Below are 13,013 nucleotides of genomic sequence, written 5' to 3'. Positions count from 1 at the left end.
ATCAGTAGTGCCTGTAAAGGGTGATTCTGGGCTGTAGCTTCCGATATGTCTGGCCGGGATATAGGCTATTCTGTTTAAAATCAGAATACCAGGTACCCGAACCGTCGTAGATGCATGCATGCCCGTTCTGATGAGCACCTGGTAATGCGTCAATTACTGCGACATCGCCTTCAATGGGGGTGCCGTACACCTTACTGAATCCCGCCTTCTCAAGGGAGCGCCAGAAGTTTTTTGCATCAGCACCGTCAATTTTCAAACCTCCGGCTCGAATAGCTGCAGCAACGGCGCGAGCGCAGTAACCCGTGCTGTTATGATGCGCGTGGCTGCGGGCATATGACACAGCTTCATGCTTATTCCATGACATAAAATAATCCTTATTAACGAAACGTAGTAATAAGGAAACATTACACCGAATATATAAAGTATTTTGTAACTGATAATGATCTAATATTAACCATTATCCATCCGATAAATAATGGTTGATAGAATCATAAGTACATATCATGGTTGCTGCCGACCTAAGGTAACATCCATGATATGTATTTTTACTACCCGTTATCAAACAGTGAAAACTTTCCTGTCAGTAAACAGGAAATGATTATCTCCTGAAAAATAATTCAGCAGATAATCACCATTTCAACGCGGAAGAGGGACTCACTCCCCAAGCGTCGCCACCATCACCGCCTTGATCGTATGCATCCGGTTTTCCGCCTGGTCGAACACGATGCTCGCCGCCGACTCGAACACCTCGTCCGTCACCTCCATCCCGCCGTGCAGGTCGAACTCCTTCGCCATCTGCTTGCCGAGCGTGGTCTGGTCGTCATGGAACGCCGGCAGACAGTGCAGGAACTTCACGTTCGGGTTGCCGGTCAGCGCCATCATCTGCGCGTTCACCTGATACCCGCGCAGCAGCGCAATCCGCTCCGCCCACTTCTCTTTGGCTTCGCCCATCGACACCCACACGTCGGTATAGATAAAGTCCGCGCCCTTTACGCCCGCCTCCACGTCTTCTGTCAGGGTGATTTTGCCGCCGTGCTTCTCCGCCAGCGCGCTGCACTCCGCCACCAGGCTCTCTTCCGGCCAGCAGGCTTTTGGTGCCACCAGGCGCAGATCCAGCCCGGTCAGCGCCGCCGCTTCCAGCATCGAGTTGCCCATGTTGTTGCGCGCGTCGCCCGCGTAGACCAGCGTCATCTCGTTAAACGCCTTGCCCGGCAGGTGCTCCTGCATGGTCAGCAGGTCCGCCAGCAGCTGGGTTGGGTGAAACTCGTTGGTCAGGCCGTTCCACACCGGCACGCCCGCGTACTGCGCCAGCGTTTCGACCACTTCCTGGCCGTGGCCGCGATACTGAATGCCGTCGTACATCCGCCCGAGCACGCGCGCGGTGTCCTTAATTGACTCTTTATGCCCAATCTGGCTGCCGCTCGGCCCTAAATACGTGACGCGCGCGCCCTGGTCAAATGCGGCAACTTCGAAAGAGCAACGGGTACGGGTCGAGTCTTTTTCGAAGATGAGCGCGATGTTTTTACCGGTAAGCTTTTGTACTTCCTTGCCCTTTTTCTTATCGGCTTTGAGCTGTGCGGCAAGGGTCAGCAGAGAAGTGAACTGTGCTGGGGTAAAGTCGAGCAATTTCAGAAAGTGTTTCTTATACAGATCAGACATTTTATCCTCACATGGCGAACGCCACTTATTGAATTAAAATTCACTTTATATGTGTAATTATTCATTTGCAACCCCGTTTCACAATTCTTTCTTACAAAGGTGGAGGCAAACCCTTCCGTGTGTGAAAATAGAAGTATCTGCCGCACTTTAAAGAGGATTGAGCCATGGCAAACCCGGAACACCTGGAAGAGCAACGCGAAGAGACGCGTCTGATTATTGAAGAACTGCTGGAAGACGGTAGCGATCCGGACGCGCTGTACACCATCGAGCACCATTTCTCTGCGGATGATTTCGACGCGCTGGAAAAAATGGCCGTGGAAGCCTTCAAGCTGGGTTACGAAGTGACCGAGCCGGAAGAGCTGGAAGTGGAAGAGGGCGACACCGTCATCTGCTGCGACATTCTGAGCGAAGGCGCGCTGAAGGCGGAGCTGATCGATGCGCAGGTCGAACAGCTGATGAACCTGGCCGAGAAGTTTGACGTGGAGTACGACGGCTGGGGAACCTACTTCGAAGATCCGAACGGTGAAGACGGCGAAGAAGGCGACGACGAAGATTACGTCGACGAAGACGACGACGGCGTGCGTCACTAAGCGTTTCAGGCGGTGGCCCGCGCCACCGCTTTTTCAAGGCAGAACCATGGATTACCCGCAGATACTCGCCCCCGTACTCAACTTCCTCCAGTGCCCGACCCCGCAAGCATGGATTGATAAAGCCCGCGACCCGGCGAACCTGCCGCTGCTGCTCACCGACCACATGGTGTGCGAGCTCAAGGCCGCCCAGACCGCGCTATTACTCGTGCGTAAATACGTTGCCGACGAAAGCGGTGCCGACGCGCTGCTCGACTGGCTCAGGCCCTACGAACAGTTCACCTTCCGCGACGGCCCGGAGCCGGACTTCATCGCCCTGCACAAGCAGATTGGCAAAAGCGTGATGCCCAAAACCGACGACCCGTGGGGCCAGGCGCTGATCGACAGCATGGTGCTGCTGATTAAAGAGGAGCTGCACCACTTCTGGCAGGTGCGCGAGGCGATGCTGGCCCGCGACATTCCGTACGTCAAAATCACCGCCAGCCGCTACGCCAAAGGGATGCTGAAGGAAGTGCGCACCCACGAGCCGCTGACGCTGATCGACAAGCTCATCTGCGGCGCCTACATCGAAGCCCGCTCCTGCGAACGCTTCGCCGCGCTGGCCCCGTTCCTCGACGACGACCTGCAGAAGTTTTATCTCTCGCTGCTGCGCTCGGAAGCGCGCCACTATCAGGACTACCTGGCGCTGGCCCAACAGGTGAGCGACGACGATATCTCACCGCGCATACGGCATTTTGGCGAAATTGAAGCCACACTTATCTCGACACCGGACAACGAGTTTCGCTTCCACAGCGGCGCGCCGGTGTAAACCGGCATAATTCAAGGATAAGGATGCGAGATGAATAAAACGTGGACCCGTAGCGTAATCGTTGTTGTGGTGGCCGCCGCCGTGGCGTTCTGGGTGTTCTTCGACAGGCAGCGCGCGCCGGAACAGCAGATGGATGCTGCCCTTAACGCGATGCCTGCCTGGCAGGTGATTAAGGAGCAGGAACCCGCGCTGCACCAGCGCATCCTCGACCAGATGGCCGCCCTGCAAAAGGCGGGCGAGCCGGAGCAGCAGATTATCGACACCATCCAGCCGCAGATCCTGCATCTGCAGATGTCGCGCCTGCAAAACGCCCCGGACGCCAACGTGGTGAACTACATGACCATCAACATGGAGCAGACCGCCGCCATCCAGAAGGTGAGCGACGACGCCTGCTTCCGCTTCCTCTACCCGGCGGTGAAGGGCGGCGTGAACCCGATGCGCATGCTGGATAAAGACCTGATGGCGCGGCGCATGCAGGCCGACGCCGACATGATGCGCGCGGCCTACGGCAAAAACCGCCACACCGTGACCCCGGCCGAACGCGAGGCGGCCGTCGAGGATGTGCGGCCGATTATGAAGCAACTGGCCGATAAGTACGGCGAGGACATCCAGCTGCTGCAGACGCCGGAGAAGGCGGCGGGTAAGGAGAAGCTCTCCTGCGATATGGTGCAGGAGATGTGGGCGAAGGTGCTGGCGCTGCCGGAGCAGAAGGCGGCGGGGGTGATTCGTCTGGCGGTGTCTGAGCTGGAGTGAAAGGGCGCTGGTTTTTTGGGCACTTAGCGCGGGTTTAGCGCGTCGTCGCTTGCATGGCGGCGCGCGACAGGTATAATCCACAACGTTTCCGCATCCCCTTCAGTGCCGAAGTGGCGAAATCGGTAGACGCAGTTGATTCAAAATCAACCGTAGAAATACGTGCCGGTTCGAGTCCGGCCTTCGGCACCATTAGTACTTCCAAGACCATCCGAGAAAGTCCAATTATCCCTTTAAAATCAATGTGCAAAGTGATTTTTACGTCCTGAGTCGTCCGAGGTTGTCCGTTGAAATCCGGATGTCATTGGGGGCATAATTGGGGGCATCTTAACTTCGATTAGAAATGTGCCCCCAAATGAAGCTCAACGCCAGACAGGTCGAGACCGCAAAGCCAAAAGACAAAACCTACAAAATGGCCGATGGCGGCGGTTTGTATCTCGAGGTTTCGGCCAAGGGTTCTAAATACTGGCGCATGAAATACCGACGCCCCTCTGACAAAAAAGAGGATCGCCTCGCTTTTGGTGTTTGGCCAACTGTGACGCTTGCTCAGGCTAGAGCAAAGCGCGACGACGCTAAAAAGCTCCTAGTGCAGGGCATTGATCCTAAAGCCGAACAGAAAGAAGCTCAGGCCGAGAATTCGGGGGCATATACTTTCGAAACCATCGCTCGTGAATGGCATGCCAGTAACAAGCGCTGGAGTGAAGACCATAGAGCGCGCGTTCTTCGATATCTTGAGCTTTATATCTTCCCTCATATCGGCTCGTCCGACATTCGCCAGCTCAAAACTAGCCACCTGTTAGCCCCTATTAAAAAAGTTGATGCCAGTGGTAAGCATGATGTTGCGCAGCGTCTTCAGCAGCGTGTTACGGCTATTATGCGTTATGCCGTACAGAACGATTACATCGACTCAAATCCAGCCAGTGATATGGCCGGTGCGCTATCAACAACCAAAGCGCGGCATTACCCCGCTTTACCCTCCAGCCGGTTCCCTGATTTTCTTGCACGTCTTGCTGCATATCGTGGCCGCGTAATGACACGGATCGCGGTCAAGCTTTCCTTACTAACTTTTGTGCGTTCCAGTGAGTTACGTTTCGCGCGTTGGGATGAGTTCGACTTCGATAAATCTCTCTGGCGAGTACCTGCAAAACGAGAAGAAATTAAAGGCGTGCGTTACTCGTACCGTGGCATGAAGATGAAAGAGGAGCATATCGTTCCGCTTAGTCGTCAGGCGATGAATTTGTTAGAGCAGCTTAAGCAAATTAGTGGTGATAAAGAGTTACTGTTCCCGGGGGATCACGACGCAACTAAGGTAATGAGTGAAAACACGGTAAACAGCGCATTGCGTGCAATGGGATATGACACGAAAACCGAGGTCTGCGGGCATGGGTTTAGGACGATGGCGCGTGGTGCTTTGGGTGAGTCAGGGTTATGGAGTGATGACGCTATAGAACGACAGTTGAGCCACTCAGAGCGTAATAATGTGCGTGCGGCTTACATACATACATCTGAGCATTTGGATGAACGGCGATTGATGGTTCAATGGTGGGCGGATTATCTTGATATTATTCAGTATGAGCATATTACACCTTATGAATATGCAAGAGTCTGCAACATCAAATGAATAATATTTATAGATGATAACTTAATGGATTAAAATAGGCACAATTACTTGTGCCTATTCATTCAATCTTTCCACAGAATTACAGGGTGTGCTCTAGGCCATGGATGTCCATCAAAAGTGGAATAACAAACAGTATTTCTTGTTGAGGTGTTTGGGGTCCTCGAACCGTATACACTTTCCATACTAAAAAAGGAGTTAGAAGGTGTCCCATCAATAAATCCACTTATCCCTCCTTGAATAATATTATTGACGCGACCAACATGACGTTCTTCGGATAAATAACAAAGGGTTTCACATGCCTTAACAAGCGTTTCAGCTGTAGGCCTTTTGTCCGGGTCATAACTTAAGCACTTATCTACAATTTTTTGTAGATCTTGTGATAAACTTTGATATTGTGGATTGGCAGTCATGAAGGTTGGCCATTCCATTCTATTTTTTGTTTTAACATTAACAGCAGCATCCAGATAAACGCCAAATGGATAGTCTCCTGTTAATAGTTTAAACATCATTGCACCTAATGACCAAATATCAGTTGATGCTTCTATAGGTTTACCTTTTTTACCAAACATTAATTCAGGAGACATGAAGGGTAAAGCACCTTTTATCGTACCAGAAGTCGATCTTGTTAGGTCACCACTGGCAGCAGCTTCATCAAAAAGTTCTTGTGTTAGCGTAGCTATTCCAAAATCTGTGATTTTTAGATTCGAAATTTGTACACCACCAGACACCATTACATTACTAGGTTTTAAATCTCTATGAATAACACCTGCTTTATGAGATGCCATTATTCCTTTAGCAAGGTTATGTAGTATACAAGCGCCATAATGTGGGTCTAGAAAATCAAAGTGACGCAATTTTTCCTCAAGGTTTTCACCTTCAACAAATTCCTCCGCTAAAAATATATTGCCATTATCTTCGACATAGTCAAAGGTTTTGGCTATATTGTGATGGTTTATCTTTGCAGCGATTTTGGCACTTTTAAGAAATCTTTTGCTTTCCAAGCCAGGAAGTGGAGTCTTTAACGCTAAATCTAAATCCAGCTTTAAATCTAAAACTTTATATACGTCTTGCATCCCACCTTTACCAACGTAAGATAAAATCTTATAGCGATCTGCAATGATTCTTCCGACTTCAATCATGATATTACCTCCGGTCTAGATATATCAAAGGTGACAAAGCTTCTAGATTTTCCATTTATAAGAGTAATCACGCTGCAGCTAGGAAATACTTTGTTTGTCATCACTTGTTGATTATTAATTGTCGCACTTCCTGAAAAACTACCCACTTTAAAATCGAAACCATCATATATTATTTGCATACTCCCACCCGTACCCCAAGTGATCGTGACGCTTTTATTTTTTGCGTTAACTTCATATTTCTTTCCATTCAAGACGAAGAGGGCACGGTGTCTATCTTTTAATAGGTATTTAGCTATTTGATCTCTAACCAAAGACATTGCCGGTCGAGCATCTTTGTCATGGCATAAGCAACTAATGAAAGTTCTTGCTAAATCCTTTGGAAGTATCTTTCCTAGTTCAGGTATATTGGTTATCGCGGCCGGGGGATGTTCGTATAATTCATCTGGTTTTTCTATGCCAAATAAATCTAAAACGAGGACACCATATGCATAAACATCAATTTTTTGATCGAAACTAATGTTTTTTCTCTTCCATAGTTCAGGAGCCATATATCCTAAGGTTCCAATGACAGAATGAGTGAATGCTTCTGTTCCTGAGGACCTTGCTAAACCAAAATCCAATATTTTAACAATTTTATTCTCATCTACTCTAATATTATTGGGCTTTATATCTCTGTGAATTACTTTAGCAGAGTGGATGTCACTTAACCCGCATGCTATCTGCCATAATTTCTTTAGTTTTTCGGGGTGACTTTCTGACGGGTTGTAATTTAAATCTACTCCGTTAATATACTCCAGAACTATTCCTTTTTTAGTTTTTCCAGAGACTGTTATGTCAATTAAATCATAAAGTTGTACTACATGTTTAGAACGAAGTTTTAGTAGCGCTTTCTGTTCATCTAGTAAACGTCTCTCTTCTTCTCCATCCTTTAACAACTTTACAATTACATCTCTATCTAAATGATTATCTTTACATATTAAAATGTCCCCCATGCCACCACCGAATCCAGTGCTCTTTAATGAATATCTTTCTGGTAGGACGTGATTAATCTTCATTTTTGTTTTCCTCATCCTTGATATTTATCATTACGGATTGGTCTTTTTTGTTCTTTTCAATAGCTTTCTTTCTTTCTTTGCTTTTTCTTTGTTTGATGGCTTTGGTTGTAATAGGGGGATCTTGAGGTTTTTCTGGGGTTTCGTTTAAGAATAGCTCTCTTTGTGGTGTTTCAGAATCTAAATCTAGATTTTTTGTCGAAGCATTGTTTAGTGTTTGTTTATTTTCAAAGCTATCATTGTCTATAATAGACGAAGGTTCTTTATCTTGATCGTCCACTATATTTTGAGAGAAGTAATTCTGCGCGGCAGGATAATTTTTCATCCACATGATATGTAGATTCCCATGAGGGTCCCATAACTCTACACCAATATCTCTATGGGAGTTGAGGTTGTTTTCAATATCACTGCAATTAATCATTCCAAATGAAGCGTTATCTTTCGCACCGCACCATTGAACATATTGAGCTATTCTCTGCGCTGATGTAGAAAAATCAGATGAATGACTTAATAACTCTTCGAATGCTGAATGAGAAATGAAGTGGGTTCCATCGGATGTCAATATTATATTTTTATGGTTTTTATCTAAGGTATTGATATGAGGTTTTATAGATTCCCCCATTCCTATAAACTGGAGTAATCCACGCCCTCTGCCACCCAATGCTTCTAGAGAGTCATCACTGCTAATAGCTGTAAGTCCACATTCCAGAGAAAAGCTATATATTCGACTGTCGCCAACGTTGGCAATTACAGGGGCAGACCCATTTTCAATAATTACAGCGGATAATGTTGAACCGCCATGTCCTTTTGCATAGCCGTATACAACGGAGTTTGCTTCTAAAGTAGCTTTTAATAACCGAGACTCGGGAGGATCACTTCTAAACTTAATCAAAGAATAGAATAAAGTTGATAAAGCAATTGTTGCACATTGCTTTCCATCTTTCATTCCACCCATGCCATCTAATAACGCCATTGCAAAAAAAGGACTGCCAACGTTTGACGGAGTGTTAACTCTAATCGCGGCGATTAGATCCTGATTCTCAGCTCTAACCAGTCCTATATCCGTGCTAAGGACAGCGTTGAGGTCTTCTGGCCGGTTAATGCCGCTTTTGGCCGAAGAACGAGCTAACCAGCGAGCAAGTCGTTCTGTAAACATAGTAATTCCGTTTTATTGTGGGGGAGTTTACTTTCGCAATGAGCTAATCAATTGTCAATTAATACGAAATAGCTCGCGCGCAATGCTCTCCCCGCCACGCCTGCCCGCTTAAGGGGGCGCTTTTAATGCAGGTGCATGACCGGCCTCAGGGCGCGCCAGCGCTGGCGCTGGCGGGGAATTCAGTGTCTTTAAAACGCATGCAAACCCATGCACCTATGCATGCATGGCTTTTATACGTAAAAATGGCGGGATTTTCGGGGATTTTTAAGCGGACTGTTGCACGGCCAGTTCTGCACGGCGGCGGGTGTAATTCAGGTTCTGTGCAGGCGTGAATTTTTCACGATTATCATCGCGCGAAGCCGCGTCAGGCCTGAATCCGATGGCCGTTAAAATGTCATTATCCTGCGCCGAATAATTAATTTTTTCACCGGCGACCAGCCAGAGCTGTAGCGCCTCACGCAGACAGTCGAGTGAGTGCTGCATGGCGCTGCGCTGAACGGCGGAGTGTTGCCCGGAATAATTCATCAGCTCCGGGGCAAGGGCGGCGGCCAGCTCCGCGCCGTGTACCTGCATAAAATCATTTAAACGGTCGCGGATACTGATGCGCTGCACCTCCTCATGCGAACGGATATAGCGACCGGCAGCCTGATTAATTTCCCACTTTTTCACGTCGATAATCTCGCGCAGCGTTTGCAGGCTCCGGCCGCTACCGGCAAGCTGTTCGCGGTATGCCTGCTCGGCCTGCGTCAGTTCTTCCCTGCGTTGCAGCCAGGCGGATTTGTTTGCCTGACAGGCCTCAAAGGCTTTCTGTAGCGTCAGTGTGGTCACGTGTGTTTCTCCTGATGACTGGCCGTGCTTACGCACCGGCACGGTTAACGATGGCCGCCGGTGCGGGTAGCGGGATAACCGGCTCTGTCACCGGTGAACGAATAACCCCGTCGATGGATTCAAGCGTGCGGAACGTGGCCGAGCACTCGATGTTCATGCACTGGTGATAGCGCTGCTTGACGTTATCGGACAGATAACGACTGGTGCGGGAATGCGCGCTGGTTTTGCAGAACGGGCAGTGAAACATGCTTACCCCTCCGCTTCTGTCTCGCCATTTTCAGCCAGCTTTCTGGCGAGCATCATTCTCTTCGCAGGGCTGCGTAACAGCTCCGTATCCACGCCTGTAATCTGCGGCCGGTGCATGCCCGTCACGGACAACACCGGCTCCTGCGTCATATCGAAGTGATACAGGCTGCCCTGACGGCTCAGCGCATCGCGCAGCTCACTGATGGCCACGGACTGCGGGGCGCTTTCTCCCTTCATTTCGAGGGCACGAACACGCAGCAGGAAAGCGCGGATAAGGGCGACAGGAACCGCATTGACAGCCTGAGCCCATTCAGCACCGGCGTAAGCGGTAAAGGCATCGTCATGCGCTGACAGGTATTTATTAGCGCTGGAGCAGGCATTCAGCATGGCGCGTGTCCGGTCGGCCTCCAGCTCCGCAATCAGGCCGGTGAACTCGTCGGCCAGCTCGCGACTGGCGATACGCCTGCTGTGCTCAGCTTTCATTTCAGGGGTGAGACTGCCGCGCAGGGTGCGAAAGCGGCTGCGCCAGTCCTGCTCCGCCTCTGCGCTCTCATCGAGGGCGGTCTGCCGCTCCTGCTTACAGCGTTCAATGGACGTATCAATCTCTTTGAGTACTTGCATGCTGGCCGCGTGGGTGTCTCTGGCCGCAGTGAATGCGCTCAGCTTGTCGGTGATGCGCTGGCTGTTCTCTGCGGACTGCCTGGCGGCAACATTTTGCAGGGCGGTAATGACTGTTTCGGGTTTCATGTTCAGGCTCTCCGTGTATTCAACCTGAAATGATTCTGCCCTTCATCACACAACATCTCGATTCATTGCAGTTGTGGCAGATCTGGCACAAACACCACTCAAAACCCGGCTTGCCAGAGAAAGGTCTCAGCAAAACCTTGCTCATCGTTTGTTTTTTTACATATAACTGTTCACTACTGTTCACCTTAAATAAAAATATAAGTAATACAGTAAGATAAAGGGTGAACAGTTGAGGGTATGACTGTTCACCGTCTGTTCACCACTGTTCACCCATCTTCTGAACTCTCCTGGAGGTGTATATACTTTTTATTAATGAAAAGTAATAAATCAACCACTTTTGGTTATATGCGGGTGTGCCAGAATGTGCCAAAGGATACCCACGATATACCAGAACATTGTCAGAGATTGTCGCTGTATAAAAAACAGTCTGTTGTGTGGTGAAGTACTGCAAAATGACTTGTTGCCCTGAGGGAAAATATTCACAAAATAGAGAGCTACCCGAGGCCGGACGGACACGACCGGCACTGTATGGACTTTGTGAGGTAGCCCGATGCAAACCGCTGTTTCTTCCCCGTCTTCTGCCCCTGCCGCGCCACTGATGCCGGTTTCTGATGCCGTTCAGGAGCGCTTTATCCGCCTGCCCGAAGTGATGCATCTGTGTGGCCTGTCCCGGTCGACCATTTATGACCTCATCAGCCGGGAAGCCTTCCCGAAACAAATCAGCCTGGGCGGCAAAAACGTGGCGTGGGCGCAGTCTGAAATCACCGCATGGATGGCAGATCGCATTGCCGAACGCAACCGGGGCTGTGACGCATGATGATGACCGTTCAGCATTCAGCCCCTCTTTCTGGCTTGCTTCTTTTCGTCGTTTCCAGGTATAGTTTTCCCGCTGTCGCAAAATCGGCAGCCGGGCGTGAGAACCCGAGTTACTTCAAGGCGACACCAGACGCGCCATGCGTCTTTTTTTGTTTCACGATGACTCCAGCCCGGTAGTTCGCTGGACTGCGACGTAGCCCGATACAACAGGTTTATCAATAGCTTACGCGCGTCCATCATATGCCGGTGCTTTCTGAAACTTGACCCGGTTCTCCCTCGCGCCGCTCCTATCTGGCTCCTGGAATCCGGGTCGTTCCAAGGAGTCATCATGGCAAAGATCAAGCTCACCAAGACCGCCGTAGAGTCGGCGCAACCCCAGGCGAAGGACATCGAACTACGGGATACCGTCGTGCCCGGCTTCCTTTGCAAGATTACCCCGACGGGACGCCGGGTGTTCATGCTCCAGTACCGCACGAACTCTGGCCAGCCCCGCAAGCCCTCGCTGGGACTCTACGGGGAGCTAACCGTCGAACAGGCGCGGGTCAAAGCGCAGGACTGGCTGGCCGAGGTTCGCCGGGGTGGTGATCCCGGCGGTGCCAAGGCCGAGGCGCGCAAGGCGCCCACGATGGCCGAGTTGTGCAAAAAGTTCATGGAGGACTACTCCAAGAAGCGCAACAAGGTCAGCACGCAGGACGGCTACCAGGGCGTCATCGACCGCAACATCATCCCGCTGCTGGGCCGCAAGAAGGTGCATGACGTGAAGCGGCCCGACATTGCGGGGCTCATGGAAAAGCTGGCCTACAAGCCGACCGAGGCCAACAAGACCTTCGGCGTGCTGCGCAAGATGTTCAACTTGGCCGAAGTCTGGGGCTTCCGCCCGGACGGTACGAATCCGTGCCGCCACGTCCCGATGTACCCGCCGGGCAAGGAAACCCGGCTCATCGTGGACGAGGAAATGGTGCGGATCTTCCGCCAGTTGGAGAAACTGGAGGCGGAGGGGCTGGAGAACTACGTCATCCCGTTGGCGATCCGGCTGCAATTCGAGTTTGCGGCGCGGCGCTCCGAAATCTGCCCGCTCGAATGGAGCTGGCTGGACTTCGAGAACCGGCGCGTGGTGTGGCCCGACAGCAAGGTTGGCGGCATTTCCAAGCCCATGAGCGAGGAAGCCTATCGGCTGCTTTCGACGGCGCCGCGTCTGGAAGGCTGCCCTTACGTCCTGCCGTCGCCGAACGACCCGGCCAAGCACCTGACCTTTGGCGAGCACTATGGCGGCTGGTGCCGGACGCTCAAGGCCGCCAGCGTGCCGCACGTAGGCACGCACGGCATCCGTCATCGCTCGACCACCGACATTGCCAATTCCGGTGTGCCGACCAAAGTGGGAATGAAGCTGACGGGCCACAAGACCGTGGCGATGTTCATGCACTACGTCCACACCGAGGACAAGCCGGTGCGCGAGGCGGCCGAGCTGGTGGCCAGCCGCCGCCAAGCCATCACGGGCGCGCGGCAGCTTGCGGAGGCGGTGGCATGAACGGGCGCCGGCCATCAGCAGCATCGCTCGCAGCGCCCGCGGCGCTGCTGGGCGACATTCGGGCACTGATCGAGGC

The 13,013-nt window shown here is 51.1% G+C and carries 15 protein-coding genes, 1 tRNA gene and 1 pseudogene; 8 read left to right on the top strand and 9 right to left on the bottom strand.

Translation table 11 applies throughout. The features are described from left to right. Position 1: 1 nt before the first annotated feature. From ACJBF3_RS14965 to argL, 3 genes are all read right to left on the bottom strand, one after another. Complete coding sequence (locus tag ACJBF3_RS14965; RefSeq protein ID WP_045331729.1) at positions 2–364, bottom strand: hypothetical protein; 363 nt, start codon at positions 362–364, stop codon at positions 2–4. A 290-nt stretch (positions 365–654) separates the two neighbouring features. Continuing rightward, positions 655–1,659: an ornithine carbamoyltransferase gene (gene argF / locus ACJBF3_RS14960; protein ID WP_045331728.1), complete on the bottom strand. Its 1,005-nt coding sequence runs from the start codon at positions 1,657–1,659 to the stop codon at positions 655–657. Continuing rightward, positions 1,629–1,724 carry a putative translational regulatory protein ArgL gene (gene argL / locus ACJBF3_RS14955; RefSeq protein ID WP_214442935.1) on the bottom strand — a complete coding sequence of 32 codons (96 nt, stop codon included), beginning with the start codon at positions 1,722–1,724 and terminating at the stop codon, positions 1,629–1,631. Before argL ends, argF begins: the two co-directional genes overlap by 31 nt. Before the next feature lie 99 nt (positions 1,725–1,823). Here argL and rraB point away from each other — a divergent pair, with 99 nt between their 5' ends. The 5 genes from rraB (at position 1,824) to ACJBF3_RS14930 (ending at position 5,425) form a co-directional block, all read left to right on the top strand. Continuing rightward, entirely contained in the window at positions 1,824–2,249 is a 426-nt protein-coding gene (gene rraB / locus ACJBF3_RS14950; protein ID WP_006810300.1) for a ribonuclease E inhibitor RraB, read from the top strand. 46 nt (positions 2,250–2,295) lie between these two features. Continuing rightward, entirely contained in the window at positions 2,296–3,054 is a 759-nt protein-coding gene (miaE, locus tag ACJBF3_RS14945; RefSeq protein ID WP_047716742.1) for a tRNA isopentenyl-2-thiomethyl-A-37 hydroxylase MiaE, read from the top strand. A 30-nt stretch (positions 3,055–3,084) separates the two neighbouring features. Further along, on the top strand, positions 3,085–3,807 hold the full coding sequence (locus ACJBF3_RS14940) for a hypothetical protein (protein WP_045331725.1): 723 nt from the start codon (positions 3,085–3,087) through the stop codon (positions 3,805–3,807). Positions 3,808–3,911: 104 nt separating this feature from the next. After that, positions 3,912–3,996 (top strand) — tRNA-Leu (locus tag ACJBF3_RS14935). Between the two features lie 163 nt (positions 3,997–4,159). Then, entirely contained in the window at positions 4,160–5,425 is a 1,266-nt protein-coding gene (locus tag ACJBF3_RS14930; RefSeq protein ID WP_047723430.1) for a phage integrase central domain-containing protein, read from the top strand. 62 nt (positions 5,426–5,487) lie between these two features. On the opposite strand, the gene ACJBF3_RS14925 is transcribed toward ACJBF3_RS14930, so the two are convergent. From ACJBF3_RS14925 to ACJBF3_RS14900, 6 genes are all read right to left on the bottom strand, one after another. Further along, positions 5,488–6,564 carry a serine/threonine-protein kinase gene (locus ACJBF3_RS14925; RefSeq protein WP_047723429.1) on the bottom strand — a complete coding sequence of 359 codons (1,077 nt, stop codon included), beginning with the start codon at positions 6,562–6,564 and terminating at the stop codon, positions 5,488–5,490. Beyond that, positions 6,561–7,619 carry a serine/threonine-protein kinase gene (locus tag ACJBF3_RS14920; RefSeq protein ID WP_047723428.1) on the bottom strand — a complete coding sequence of 353 codons (1,059 nt, stop codon included), beginning with the start codon at positions 7,617–7,619 and terminating at the stop codon, positions 6,561–6,563. Before ACJBF3_RS14920 ends, ACJBF3_RS14925 begins: the two co-directional genes overlap by 4 nt. Then, entirely contained in the window at positions 7,609–8,772 is a 1,164-nt protein-coding gene (locus ACJBF3_RS14915) for a PP2C family serine/threonine-protein phosphatase (RefSeq protein ID WP_047723426.1), read from the bottom strand. Before ACJBF3_RS14915 ends, ACJBF3_RS14920 begins: the two co-directional genes overlap by 11 nt. A gap of 264 nt (positions 8,773–9,036) precedes the next feature. After that, positions 9,037–9,600: a phage polarity suppression protein gene (locus tag ACJBF3_RS14910; RefSeq protein ID WP_047723423.1), complete on the bottom strand. Its 564-nt coding sequence runs from the start codon at positions 9,598–9,600 to the stop codon at positions 9,037–9,039. Positions 9,601–9,628: 28 nt separating this feature from the next. Continuing rightward, positions 9,629–9,847 carry an ogr/Delta-like zinc finger family protein gene (locus tag ACJBF3_RS14905; protein WP_047723421.1) on the bottom strand — a complete coding sequence of 73 codons (219 nt, stop codon included), beginning with the start codon at positions 9,845–9,847 and terminating at the stop codon, positions 9,629–9,631. A 2-nt stretch (positions 9,848–9,849) separates the two neighbouring features. Beyond that, positions 9,850–10,593 (bottom strand): hypothetical protein, encoded by a 744-nt coding sequence (locus ACJBF3_RS14900; RefSeq protein ID WP_047723419.1) that lies wholly within the window; start codon positions 10,591–10,593, stop codon positions 9,850–9,852. Positions 10,594–11,143: 550 nt separating this feature from the next. Here ACJBF3_RS14900 and ACJBF3_RS14895 point away from each other — a divergent pair. From ACJBF3_RS14895 to ACJBF3_RS14885, 3 genes and pseudogenes are all read left to right on the top strand, one after another. Next, positions 11,144–11,410 (top strand): AlpA family transcriptional regulator, encoded by a 267-nt coding sequence (locus tag ACJBF3_RS14895; RefSeq protein WP_047723417.1) that lies wholly within the window; start codon positions 11,144–11,146, stop codon positions 11,408–11,410. After that, positions 11,407–11,562 (top strand): annotated as a pseudogene (locus ACJBF3_RS14890) (ash family protein); the annotation flags it as partial. The gene ACJBF3_RS14895 and the pseudogene ACJBF3_RS14890, both read left to right, overlap by 4 nt. 175 nt (positions 11,563–11,737) lie before the next feature. Beyond that, positions 11,738–12,937 carry a site-specific integrase gene (locus ACJBF3_RS14885; RefSeq protein WP_014603550.1) on the top strand — a complete coding sequence of 400 codons (1,200 nt, stop codon included), beginning with the start codon at positions 11,738–11,740 and terminating at the stop codon, positions 12,935–12,937. Positions 12,938–13,013: the final 76 nt, after the last annotated feature.

It is taken from the genome of Enterobacter sp. PP-008-ECC_S150 (genome assembly GCF_045257065.1).
Taxonomy (GTDB): domain Bacteria; phylum Pseudomonadota; class Gammaproteobacteria; order Enterobacterales; family Enterobacteriaceae; genus Enterobacter; species Enterobacter chengduensis.
This window is presented reverse-complemented; position numbering and strand designations above follow the sequence as displayed.

Excerpts from the sequence above, each read along its gene's own strand:
- ACJBF3_RS14920 (WP_047723428.1), bottom strand. The coding sequence starts at position 7,619 with ATGAAGATTAATCACGTCCTACCAGAAAGATATTCATTAAAGAGCACT.
- ACJBF3_RS14965 (WP_045331729.1), bottom strand. The coding sequence starts at position 364 with ATGTCATGGAATAAGCATGAAGCTGTGTCATATGCCCGCAGCCACGCG.
- argL (WP_214442935.1), bottom strand. The coding sequence starts at position 1,724 with ATGAATAATTACACATATAAAGTGAATTTTAATTCAATAAGTGGCGTT.
- ACJBF3_RS14885 (WP_014603550.1), top strand. The coding sequence starts at position 11,738 with ATGGCAAAGATCAAGCTCACCAAGACCGCCGTAGAGTCGGCGCAACCC.
- argF (WP_045331728.1), bottom strand. The coding sequence starts at position 1,659 with ATGTCTGATCTGTATAAGAAACACTTTCTGAAATTGCTCGACTTTACC.
- ACJBF3_RS14925 (WP_047723429.1), bottom strand. The coding sequence starts at position 6,564 with ATGATTGAAGTCGGAAGAATCATTGCAGATCGCTATAAGATTTTATCT.
- ACJBF3_RS14900 (WP_047723419.1), bottom strand. The coding sequence starts at position 10,593 with ATGAAACCCGAAACAGTCATTACCGCCCTGCAAAATGTTGCCGCCAGG.
- ACJBF3_RS14930 (WP_047723430.1), top strand. The coding sequence starts at position 4,160 with ATGAAGCTCAACGCCAGACAGGTCGAGACCGCAAAGCCAAAAGACAAA.
- ACJBF3_RS14895 (WP_047723417.1), top strand. The coding sequence starts at position 11,144 with ATGCAAACCGCTGTTTCTTCCCCGTCTTCTGCCCCTGCCGCGCCACTG.
- rraB (WP_006810300.1), top strand. The coding sequence starts at position 1,824 with ATGGCAAACCCGGAACACCTGGAAGAGCAACGCGAAGAGACGCGTCTG.
- ACJBF3_RS14905 (WP_047723421.1), bottom strand. The coding sequence starts at position 9,847 with ATGTTTCACTGCCCGTTCTGCAAAACCAGCGCGCATTCCCGCACCAGT.
- miaE (WP_047716742.1), top strand. The coding sequence starts at position 2,296 with ATGGATTACCCGCAGATACTCGCCCCCGTACTCAACTTCCTCCAGTGC.
- ACJBF3_RS14940 (WP_045331725.1), top strand. The coding sequence starts at position 3,085 with ATGAATAAAACGTGGACCCGTAGCGTAATCGTTGTTGTGGTGGCCGCC.
- ACJBF3_RS14915 (WP_047723426.1), bottom strand. The coding sequence starts at position 8,772 with ATGTTTACAGAACGACTTGCTCGCTGGTTAGCTCGTTCTTCGGCCAAA.